This is a genomic window from Neptunomonas antarctica, assembly GCF_001305295.1.
Taxonomy (GTDB): Bacteria; Pseudomonadota; Gammaproteobacteria; order Pseudomonadales; family Balneatricaceae; genus Neptunomonas; species Neptunomonas antarctica.
On record NZ_LJSI01000020.1, the window covers coordinates 33,222 to 44,656 of the forward strand.

General features: G+C 47.5%; 9 protein-coding genes. 4 read left to right on the forward strand and 5 right to left on the reverse strand.

Features of this window, described 5'->3' with window-relative positions:
- Nucleotides 1–25: 25 nt before the first annotated feature.
- Entirely contained in the window at nt 26–1,516 is a 1,491-nt protein-coding gene (locus Nant_RS02295; RefSeq protein ID WP_054340032.1) for a CoA-acylating methylmalonate-semialdehyde dehydrogenase, read from the forward strand.
- 111 nt (nt 1,517–1,627) lie between these two features.
- Here Nant_RS02295 and Nant_RS02300 read toward each other — a convergent pair whose 3' ends face one another.
- On the reverse strand, nt 1,628–2,212 hold the full coding sequence (locus Nant_RS02300; protein WP_082400031.1) for a TMEM165/GDT1 family protein: 585 nt from the start codon (nt 2,210–2,212) through the stop codon (nt 1,628–1,630).
- Nucleotides 2,213–2,611: 399 nt separating this feature from the next.
- On the opposite strand from Nant_RS02300, the gene galU reads away from it, so the two are divergent.
- The 3 genes from galU to Nant_RS02315 all read left to right on the forward strand — a co-directional run bounded on the left by galU (nt 2,612) and on the right by Nant_RS02315 (nt 6,485).
- Nucleotides 2,612–3,508: a UTP--glucose-1-phosphate uridylyltransferase GalU gene (gene galU, locus Nant_RS02305; RefSeq protein WP_054340034.1), complete on the forward strand. Its 897-nt coding sequence runs from the start codon at nt 2,612–2,614 to the stop codon at nt 3,506–3,508.
- A gap of 62 nt (nt 3,509–3,570) precedes the next feature.
- The gene (pgi, locus tag Nant_RS02310; protein WP_054340035.1) at nt 3,571–5,220 is read left to right on the forward strand and encodes a glucose-6-phosphate isomerase; all 1,650 of its coding nucleotides are present in this window, start codon (nt 3,571–3,573) and stop codon (nt 5,218–5,220) included.
- On the forward strand, nt 5,217–6,485 hold the full coding sequence (locus Nant_RS02315) for a nucleotide sugar dehydrogenase (protein WP_054340036.1): 1,269 nt from the start codon (nt 5,217–5,219) through the stop codon (nt 6,483–6,485). The genes pgi and Nant_RS02315 overlap by 4 nt, the downstream gene beginning before the upstream one ends.
- Here the strand turns inward: Nant_RS02315 and Nant_RS02320 are convergent.
- The 4 genes from Nant_RS02320 to Nant_RS02335 form a co-directional block, all read right to left on the reverse strand.
- On the reverse strand, nt 6,460–6,831 hold the full coding sequence (locus Nant_RS02320; RefSeq protein ID WP_054340037.1) for a VanZ family protein: 372 nt from the start codon (nt 6,829–6,831) through the stop codon (nt 6,460–6,462). The genes Nant_RS02315 and Nant_RS02320 overlap by 26 nt on opposite strands.
- A 24-nt stretch (nt 6,832–6,855) precedes the next feature.
- The gene (locus Nant_RS02325) at nt 6,856–8,265 is read right to left on the reverse strand and encodes an MBL fold metallo-hydrolase (protein ID WP_054340038.1); all 1,410 of its coding nucleotides are present in this window, start codon (nt 8,263–8,265) and stop codon (nt 6,856–6,858) included.
- A 459-nt stretch (nt 8,266–8,724) separates the two neighbouring features.
- A complete protein-coding gene (gene galE, locus Nant_RS02330; protein WP_054340039.1) occupies nt 8,725–9,759 on the reverse strand; it encodes a UDP-glucose 4-epimerase GalE in 1,035 nt (344 codons plus the stop codon).
- A gap of 162 nt (nt 9,760–9,921) precedes the next feature.
- Nucleotides 9,922–11,361: a mannose-1-phosphate guanylyltransferase/mannose-6-phosphate isomerase gene (locus tag Nant_RS02335; protein ID WP_054340040.1), complete on the reverse strand. Its 1,440-nt coding sequence runs from the start codon at nt 11,359–11,361 to the stop codon at nt 9,922–9,924.
- Nucleotides 11,362–11,435 lie beyond the last annotated feature (74 nt).

Sequence of the window (11,435 nt, forward strand, 5' to 3'; positions counted from 1 at the left end):
AACTAACAAATAGAGAGTAAGACACATGAATACTGTAGGACATTTAATTAACGGGCAACATCGCCCTGATGCTACCCGTACACAAGATATATATAACCCTGCTACCGGTAAAGTCAGCAAACAGGTTGCACTGGCGTCCAAAGAAACAGTTGAAGAAGCTATCACAGCGGCACAAGCAGCTTACCCGGCATGGAGAAATACGCCGGTCGGGAAACGCGCTGCAGTCATGTTTCGCTTTAAAGCATTGCTTGAGCAAAATGCCGATAAAATATGCCAGATGATTGGTGAAGAACACGGCAAAATCAGCCACGATGCCGCCGGAGAACTACAACGCGGTATTGAGAACGTCGAATATGCTTGTGGCATCGCCGAGTTATTAAAAGGCGAACACAGTAAGAATGTCGGCCCTAATATTGATTCATGGAGTGAGTTTCAGCCACTCGGCGTGGTGGCTGGCATTACACCCTTTAACTTCCCTGCCATGGTACCGTTATGGATGTACCCAATGGCTATTGCCTGTGGTAACACCTTCATTCTGAAACCATCCGAACGTGATCCAAGCTCCACCTTATATATTGCTGAACTACTGCAGGAAGCAGGTTTACCTGATGGTGTAATGAACGTCGTTAATGGTGATAAAGAAGCAGTCGATGTATTACTCACCGATAAGCGCATACAAGCGGTCAGCTTTGTCGGCTCAACGGCTATCGCAGAATACATTTATGAAACAGCCAACAAAAATGGCAAACGCTGCCAGGCTCTGGGCGGCGCAAAAAATCACGCGATCGTGATGCCTGATGCCGATATGGATAATGCAGTTAATCAGCTATTAGGCGCTGCATTCGGATCTTCGGGTGAACGCTGCATGGCGCTTTCTGTTGCTGTCGCTGTTGGCGATACAGCCGCTGATGCACTGGTGTCTAAAATGACAGTAGCCATGCAATCACTCAACGTAGGCGCTGCCACCGATAGCAACAACGATTTTGGCCCGGTTATTACCCGCCAGCATCAGCTTAAAGTAAACGGCTATATCGACAGTGCAGAAAAAGATGGCGCGCGTATCGTAGTCGATGGGCGCAACCCTCAGATTGCAGGGTTTGAAGAAGGCTTCTTTGTCGGTGCCACGTTAATAGACGCGGTAACACCTGAGATGGTCAGCTATAAAGAAGAAATCTTTGGCCCTGTGCTACAAGTGGTTCGTGTCAACACTATGGACGAAGCCATGCAGCTGATCAACGATCACGAATACGGCAACGGCACCTGCATCTTTACTCGTGATGGTGAAGCCGCACGCTACTTCGCTGATAACATATTAGTCGGTATGGTTGGCATTAACGTACCGTTGCCTGTACCCGTTTCATATCATAGCTTCGGCGGTTGGAAACGTTCTTTATTTGGAGACCTTCACGCTTACGGGCCTGATGCCGTACGTTTTTACACGAAACGCAAAACGATTACGCAGCGCTGGCCTTCCAGCGGTGTTCGTGAAGGCGTGTCTTTCGCATTCCCTAGCTAAGCACTAAACATAGAAGGTGGCAGTTATCATAACTTCACCTTCTATCATACTTCTGCGCTAAGAAATCTACAGTCGCTTAATATTATTTTCTCAGCAAGACTTGCCACTAAACTAAACTAAAATAAATTGAGTAACCGACTCATACAAAGCAACACAACCGAACACGACAAACAAAACTCCACTGCCACGATGAATCCAGCACAATGGAAGCTTATATAGCAGCTTCCTGCCAACCAACACACCTAACAAGGTTGTCAATAACAACGCCAAAGTTGCTGCGCCCCATACAATCCATAAATGATTAATACTGCCCAACGCAGCTACGGCCAACTGCGTCTTATCACCAAATTCAGCCATGAATATCAGTAAGAAAACGGATATTAATAACTGCTTACCCACTTTAACATCACCGCCATCATCGGCCTCTTCATCAAAACGCAACGACTGAAAACCAAAAACAAAGAACAACACAGCAACCACTATCGCTACAATCCAACCCGGCACCCACTGCGCCACCGCAGCACCAAAAATCACCGCCAGTAAATTAAGCACCGAGAAAGCAACAACAGCGCCAATAATCACCGGCGCAGGACGATAGCGCGCTGCTAAGGTCATCGCAACCAGCTGACTTTTATCACCAAACTCAGCTAAAAATACTAAAAAGAACGTTTCAAAAAAAGGTGTAAATAAATCCATTACAGATGCCATGATAGAGTACGTATTAACACTCGCTTGAGAATTAACCGACAATAAAAAGCCGGTATTGTAAACCGGCTTCCTTCATAACTGCACACTTTTATCGCACCGCAGCATTACTTATCAACCAAAGAAGCGCCGGGTATATTTTTCCTTAGGTAAAAAGTACACACGTGATCGTGGCTCTGATAACGCATCACTATCTGTATTAAAGGTTTTCAGAAAAGCCCCAACCGCGACGACTAATCACCACATGATGGCGTCGAGTGATTTGAGCCAGCAATGAGCTAACCCTAAAGCGAACTGTCACAGCGGTAGTTTTTTGTTACCTTAAGCATGTTAATATCGGTGCATTATTTTCGTCACATTAAGCCAACAGAATCGACAGGAATTAAATGGATGTCTGTACTTATATATAGCAAGCTTACTAAAATTGTTATACCCGTCGCAGGATTAGGCACACGCATGCTGCCGGCCAGCAAGGCAATCCCTAAAGAGATGCTGACCGTTGTTGATAAGCCGGTGATTCAACATGTGGTTGAAGAAGCGATTAAAGCAGGCTTCACAGAGATTATTCTGGTAACTCGTAATGGCAAAGCATCGATTGAAGATCATTTTGATAAACATTACGAATTAGAAACCGAGCTCGCCCGTAAAGGCAAAGATGCTCTGCTGCGCTCGGTGCGCGATATTTTACCAGAAGGCGTGACTATTTGTGCTGTGCGCCAAAACCAGCCACGGGGCTTAGGCCATGCAGTTTTGTGTGCGGCAGCGGTGGTGGGTAATGATGATTTTGCGGTGATGCTCCCCGATATGCTGATTCACAGCACGCACACGGGCCAATCAGACCTGGCCGATATGGTAGCCGGCTACCACAGCAGCGGCGCCGCACAGATTATGGTTGAAGCGGTACCTTTTGAGCATGTTGAGCGTTATGGCGTGGTCGATTGCGCTGGTAAACCGTTAAGTCCGGGCCAGAGCCAGGCGATTGTTGGCATGGTTGAAAAACCCCCTCAGGCAGAAGCACCGTCTAACCAGGCGATTGTTGGCCGTTATATTTTACCTGCACGGGTGATGGCACTGCTGAAAGAAACCCAGCCAGGCGCGGGCGGCGAGATCCAACTCACCGACGCACTGGACCAACTGATTCATGAAGCACCGGTACATGCCTACAGCATGCGCGGTAAAACCTACGATTGCGGTCATAAGCTGGGCTTTTTGCAGGCTAATGTGGCATTTGGTTTAGACCATGCGGAAACCGGCGCAGATTTTAAGAATTTTTTAAAATCACTCTAATTAACAGCTCGCAATAAAAATTTTGCGCCTAACAGCCAGACTAATTCATCGGAGATGGAAATTTGAGCGTAACTGAAACAGCGGCCTGGAAGGCATTAGAAGATCATGCAGCCATGATGCAAAACACACATCTGCGTGATCTTTTTCTAGCAGACTCTTCAGACAAAAAACGCTTCGATGAGCTTAGTCTGAGTCATGAACACCTACTGCTGGATTTTTCCAAACAACGCATTACCCAAAATACCTTAACACTCCTAAAGGCACTGGCAGATAACTGCCAGCTTAACGACTGGAAAGCGCGGCTGTTTAACGGCGACCATATCAACACCTCCGAAGATAGACCCGCCCTGCACACAGCACTACGCCAACCGGAGGATAGCCATTTAGCGCTGGCAAATCACAATATTATTGGAGATGTACACGCTAATCTGGCACACATGGCCAGCATGGTCGAGCGTATTCATGCCGGCCAGTGGCGTGGCTATTCCGGACTGCCGATTGATACCATTGTTAATATCGGCGTGGGCGGATCAGATCTCGGGCCTCTAATGGCATGCAAAGCGTTAAGTGATGCGCAACCACCCGAAGGCCACCAGCTCAAGATGCATTTTGTGTCCTCTATGGATGGCAGCCAGATTGCTGATCTATTGGACAGGTTAGTGCCCACCACCACCTTATTTATCATCTCGTCCAAGTCGTTTACTACCATAGATACACTGTCCAATGCCAACACGGCACGTCAATGGCTGAAGTCGGCCAGCGGTGTAAAAACCGAGCTACTGAACCGCCGCCACTTTATTGGTATATCCGCCAGCGCCGAAAAAATGAACCAGTGGGGCATCCCAGAAAACAGCCAGCTTAATTTCTGGGACTGGACCGGTGGGCGCTACTCCATGTGGTCGGCTATCGGCCTGCCTATTGCGTTACGCATCGGCATGCAAGGTTTTAAAGCGATGCTCAGTGGCGCACATGCCATGGATGAGCATTTTAAAACAGCCCCCTTTGAAGAAAATCTGCCGGTACGGCTCGGCATGATCGGCATCTGGAATATCAATTTTTTAAATATCCACGCTCACGCTATCCTGCCGTACGACGGTCGTTTAAGCCATCTGCCTGCCTATCTCGAACAGCTCGAAATGGAAAGCAACGGCAAAAGCGTGAGCCGCCAGGGCGAAGCGATTGGTTATTCTACCTGCCCGATTCTCTGGGGTGAGATAGGCCCCAATGCTCAGCATGCCTTTTACCAATTACTGCATCAAGGCTCCGAGTCCGTGATGTGCGATTTTATAGCACCCGCCAGGCGCTACGATGATTTCAACAACAAAGGTCTGCAACAACAGCACCAGTTATCACTGGCCAATTGCCTGGCACAATCTCGTCTGTTAGCACTCGGTGATGCGGCTATTGCCGGCAATGATACCGCCCCCATCCACAAGCGCTATCGCGGCAACCAACCCAGCACTACCGTACTGCTGGACGAACTCAACCCCTACTCTTTTGGCCAGCTGATTGCCCTGTACGAGCATAAGGTATTTGTGCAGTCGGTAATCTGGGATATTAATCCGTTTGATCAATGGGGCGTTGAGCTGGGCAAGAAGATGGCAACCGATTTGTTAAAACCACTGGAAAATGAGCCCTCATACAGCTCATTTGACAGCTCAACTGAAGGGCTGCTTAACGCTATTCTAAATAAACAGGAGCCAGGCCAATGAAAATAGCTATCTGGGGCCTTGAACTCACCGCATGGGCCACTGCTGGCATACTGGCGCAATCGGGCAACGATGTATTTATTGTTAATGACACATCGATCACCGACCCAGTGATACTCATGGGCAGCAGCATCCGCAATGAACCGGGATTAAAAGATCTGATCGCTGATCAATTTACCAAACAACGTTTACAGTTTATCAACAGCGACTCAGCCGCTTTACTCTCCATACACATATTAAGTATGAACCCGGCCGCATTCGAAAACGCCACTATTGTGGTGGATGACATAGCCAAACTGAATTCAAAAAAACTACTCATCATCAACCAGAGCCATTTTGGCGTAGGCTGCACCGATAAACTACAAACCCTGCTTGATCACGACAACGATCAAGTGGTGGCGTATTTAGCAGAAAATATATCAGAAGGCGAAGCACTCAACAATCTGCGTCACCCAAAATCAATCACCTTTGGCTGCACTAATGAATGGGCCAGCATGATGATTAGGGCCCTGTTGCGGCCGTTTAGCGCGCATCTTGAGCAACTGCTGGTGATGACGCCCAAAGAAGCCGAGTTTGCCAAACTCTCGATTACCGGCATGTTAGCACTGCGCATTGGCTACATTAATGAACTCGCCAATCTGGCCGAACAACTGAATGTCGATATTGATGTGATTAAGCAAAGTATGGGCGCTGATCCGCGTATCGGACACCATTACCTCAATCCTGGCTGCGGATTTGGCGGCAACACCTTTTCGCAAACCATTAAAGGACTGGCTAACCTGCTCGCAGAAAAGCGCCAATCGCATCTACTCGACATGGTTTTGCAGGAAAACGAAAAACAGAAAGAACAGCCGTTCCGTAAACTGTGGCAACATTATGAGTGTGATATCCATAATTTGAATATCACCATCTGGGGCGCTTCATTCAAACCCGGTTCTGCCGCTCTCGACAGCGCGCCCAGCCTGCGCATTATCAGCGCGCTAATCGCACAGCAAGCCCATGTACATATTCACGACCCGGAAGCACTGGAGAATATCGAGAAGCTCTATGGCGATCATCCGCAAGTGCATACCTATCGGGATAAATACGAAGCACTCAACAATGCCGATGCCTTACTACTGCTGACCGAGTGGCCAGAATACTGGTCACCCGACTTTGAGATGATGCACTCACGCATGCAAGCGCCACTCATCATTGATGGCCGTAACGTCTTTAACAAAGCCCTGCTGGAAAGCCTGAACTTTATCTATTACGGTATCGGACGCTAGCTTTTAAAATCAGCAGTAGTAACAATGCGATAGCTACGCCCAACAGATTCGCGTAGCTATCTTCAATACTGTAAACCCGTGACGGCTGCCACTCGCCCTGCAGGTACTCCAGCAACGGGGCCAAGGCGACCAATACAGGCCAGAAGAAAAACCAGCGCGCTCGCAGAACCGCCAACCGGGCGGTTAATGCCAGGCTAACAAACGCCAACACATGCCCGACTTTATCTGACTGATGAAAAAACAACGGCGGCGGTGTCGGCCGGAAAATGCCGTAGGCAACCGCGCTGGCACACAACAAAAATAAGCAGTACCGGAACCACGGCGAGCGCCAAACTATCCAGTTCATAAAACTCTCTTATTCATCAACAGCTCACTCATACGGAATCCACACCTTAGCCTCTGGCACGATGGCTCGCAGCTTAGTGGCCAGCTCTGCTTTGGCATCATCATCACCATGCACAATACGAATCTCTTTCGGTTTACGATAAATACGTTTAATAAAATTGATCAAATTAGCCTGGTCAGCATGTGCAGAATAACCATTGATGGTATAAATGCCGGCACGAATATCAATCCGCTGATTATCCAGAAACACATAGCCCCCTCTTGGTCCGTAGGTTTGAATATCCCGCCCCGGTGTACCTTGCGCCTGATAACCAACAAACAGCACCTCAGTACGAGAATCCGGTAACAACGCCTTAAGGTAGTTTAGCATCCGCCCACCAGCACACATCCCACTGGCCGCAATCACAATCGACGGACGACCGGAAGCTTTCAGATGTGCCACCAATTTCATGTGATCCTGATGACTCTCGATAGTAATCAACTGCTCAAATGACAACGGATGGCGCCCTGCGGCCAGCTTCTTGCGGGCTTCAGCATCCCACAAATGACGCAGATCGCGATAATGCGCTGTAAATTTAGAAGCCAAAGGTGAATCAACGATCACGTCGATACTTTTCCATAGGCTCTGACTTTTATCAGTACCCTTAGCACCCTTATTAACACTTTTGGATTTAGCAGCACTACGATGAATAATCTCTTCAATCTCATACAACAGCTCCTGAGTACGACCAATACTAAAGGCAGGAATCAACACCGTGCCTTTGTCTTTAAGGCAACGTTCAATAATCGATTTCAACAGCTTACGACGGGTACGGCGGCCTTCATGTAATTTATCGCCATAGGTACTTTCGATGACGACAATATCAGCCTTATAGGGCGATTTGGGCGCAGGTAGTAATGGCGAATAAGGCGCACCTAAGTCCCCCGAAAACAACACCCGTTCACCTTGTGCATCAAACTCGACATAAGCAGAGCCCATAATATGACCGGCGACCCGAAAGCGCCCACGGGTTTTGGGCAAACCATCAACAACAAACCACTGGTCATAAGGAATAGGCTTTATCAATTGCTGTAAACGCTGCAATACCTTCCGAATTAAACGCTCATCGCGGGAGACACCCACTTTAATCGCATCTTCAATAACCAAAGGCAACAGCCGCGCTGTGGCTTCGGTCGCATAAATCGGCCCATCAAAGCCAGCCGCGAGTAAAAACGGAATACGCCCTACGTGATCAATATGACAGTGCGTCACGACTAACGCTTCAATATTATCCAGAGGAAAATCTATCTGCTTCTCGCCTAATTCTCTTCCGGAAGACTCCGCACCCTGAAACATACCGCAATCAACCAACAATGCTTCGCCACTGGCTAATGTCATTTGATGACACGAACCAGTCACCCCCTGTACTGCACCGTGATGCTGAATAGATACCATATAGCCTCCTTGCTTTTAAGATAAAAATTATAACCTATCCTATTTAGGGTTCCATTGAACAGAGATCCCAGCCTAAAAAGCCCAACGATAGTTTTTACTGACTCCAAATAATCATTTGTTAAACTAAAGTAAGCACCTTACCCATCACAACCTACCGTTTCGTTTACTTGAGGTTCATACGCGAGCGTTTATAGTGGTCGTGGGCTCATGATGAACCTATAGTATGGAAGGCATTCTCAGGAAGAGAACTCGCAAAGGATGGTTGGCGTTACGGAGGTAACTGTCTTCCTGCTATTTTAAACATTCGCCCACGGTAACAATGTCTCCAAAACTCGCAAAAAGAATTGATGGTTAGTGGTTGAGCTATAGGGCAGTTTAACTGCTATAGACATACTCAAATACGAGATGCATACAACAAAGAGTTAGGTCTGGAAAACCCAAATAGCACAGACAGACCCATTAACTCTCACTATAACCGTTCGGATTATTCGACTGCCAACGCCAGTGGTCTGTGACCATACGTTCTATATCAAATTCAGCAGTCCAGCCTAGTTTTTCGGCGCTATAAGCGGGATCGGCGTAGCAGGTAGCGATATCACCGGCACGACGTTCGGCTATGTGATACGGAACTTCGCAGCCGCTGGCCTGCCCGAATGCATTCACCACCTGCAACACAGAATAGCCATTGCCGGTTCCCAGGTTATAAGCCTGACAACCGTGTGCCAAGCCTTCAGCATCTTTTATAGAAAGCGCTGCCAGTGCCTTTAAGTGCCCCGCCGCTAAATCCACCACATGAATATAATCACGCACACCTGTCCCATCAATGGTGGGATAATCACCACCAAAAACATTCAATTTTGCAAGCTTACCAATCGCTACCTGAGCTACAAACGGCATCAAGTTGTTCGGGATACCGTTCGGGTCCTCGCCAATCAAGCCGCTCTCATGTGCGCCGACCGGGTTAAAATAACGAAGGATAGAAATTTGCCATTCGGGATCAGCCACGGCTATATCACGCAGGATGTTCTCGATCATCAACTTAGACTGACCATAAGGATTGGTCGCTGATAACGGAAAACCCTCGTGAATAGGCACCGTTGCAGGGTCGCCATAGACGGTAGCAGACGAGCTAAACACGATACGCTTGCAGCCATGCGCGGCCATTGACTCAAACAGATTAATAGAACCGGCAACATTATTTTGGTAATACAACACAGGCTTAGCGACAGACTCACCCACCGCTTTAAGCCCGGCAAAGTGGATGACCGCATCGATGTTATAATCAGTAAATACCCGCTCCAGCACGGCTTTATCAAGAATATCACCTTCAACAAACACAGGCCGCTTACCCGTAATAGTTTCGATACGGTTAAACACCTCGGGATGGCTGTTACAGAGATTATCCAACACCACCACATCAAAGCCGGCTTCCAGCAGCAACACATCTGTATGGCTACCGATATAACCCGCACCACCTGTTACCAAAACTGCCATGTTCAACTCCTTTACTGTTTACCGTTCATTACTTACCGCTGACTCCATAGCATTATTCTATGGGATTTTTTGACGTAATAATTTGACGCAATAAAAAACCCCGATATTCTGGGGCTTTTTCTTTTCCTTTTATTGATAGCTTCAGACATAAGCCTGGTTGAGCTAAACCTTCACACGTCCGTATCTATCTTCAAAACGCACGATATCATCTTCGCCCAGATAAGAACCAGATTGCACTTCAATCAATTCCAAATCAACCTTACCCGGATTTTCCAGTGCATGTACCGCCGTGATCGGGATATAAACAGACTGATTCTCGGTGATAAAGTTTTCAACCTCATCAATAGTGACCTTCGCCGTACCCGATACCACAATCCAATGTTCGGCGCGGTGATGATGCATCTGCACTGATAACTTAGCTCCGGGACGCACCGTAATCCGCTTTACCTGGTAACGCTCGCCATTATCAATCGAATCATACTTACCCCAGGGACGATAGACCTCACGATGCTGAAAATGCTCGGTACGATTTTCTGCTTTTATTTGGCCAACTATCGCTTTTACATCCTGAATTCTGTCTTTATGAGCGACCAGCAACGCATCTTTAGTATCGACAATAATCAGATCATTCACACCTAATGTGGTCACTAAACGATTATCAGACATCACAAATGAATTTTTCGTGTGATGCGCAATAACATCGCCGGATAAAACATTACCCTGCACATCTTTGGTTTTAATTTCCCACAAGGCTGTCCAACTGCCCACATCACTCCAACCCGCATCCAAAGGTACGACCACAACAGCATCATGACCTTGTTCAGCAGACCCTGGCTCAGCACATAGCGGTTCCATCACCGCATAATCAACAGACTCATCAGGGCAGGTTTTAAATGCTTCTGCATCGACACGAACAAAATCAAAATCTACCGACGTGGATTGCATAGCCGCCTGGCAGGCGCTAAGTATATCGGGCCTAAAACCTCCCAACACCTCAAGGTAACGATCGGCACGGAACATAAACATTCCACTGTTCCAGTAATACTCACCCGATGCCAGATAGGCCTCAGCCGTTTCGCTATCAGGCTTCTCGACAAACGCCTGAACAGGAAAGCTACCCGCCCCATCATCATTACCACCACGCTTAATATAGCCGTAACCGGTTTCAGCATGAGTGGGAACAATACCGAAAGTAACAAACTTGCCCGCTTCCGCCAACGGTGCCGCTATTGCTACCACATCCCTAAATGCCTGTTCATTCTCAATCACATGGTCTGCCGCCAACACTAACAATACTTCGCTGCCACGGCCTTTTGCCACAGCATCCAACGCAGCCAACGCAATCGCAGGTGCCGTATTACGCCCAACGGGTTCCAAGAAAATAGAACACGGCTGCTCTATTTGACGCATCTGTTCCGCCACTAAAAAACGATGCTCTTCATTACAAATCACATTAACAGTTTTAATATCACCCAAACGCGATACTGTTTCCTGCAACATGGTTTGATCGGAATTTAACGGTAAAAATTGTTTAGGGTATTGTGTACGTGATAACGGCCATAAACGCGTACCGGAACCGCCAGAAAGAACCACGGGAATCATATTGCATCCTTACAACCATTATTTCGGGAGTTTTTATTTTAATTCACAAATGATAAAAGAAAAACATCAGACTT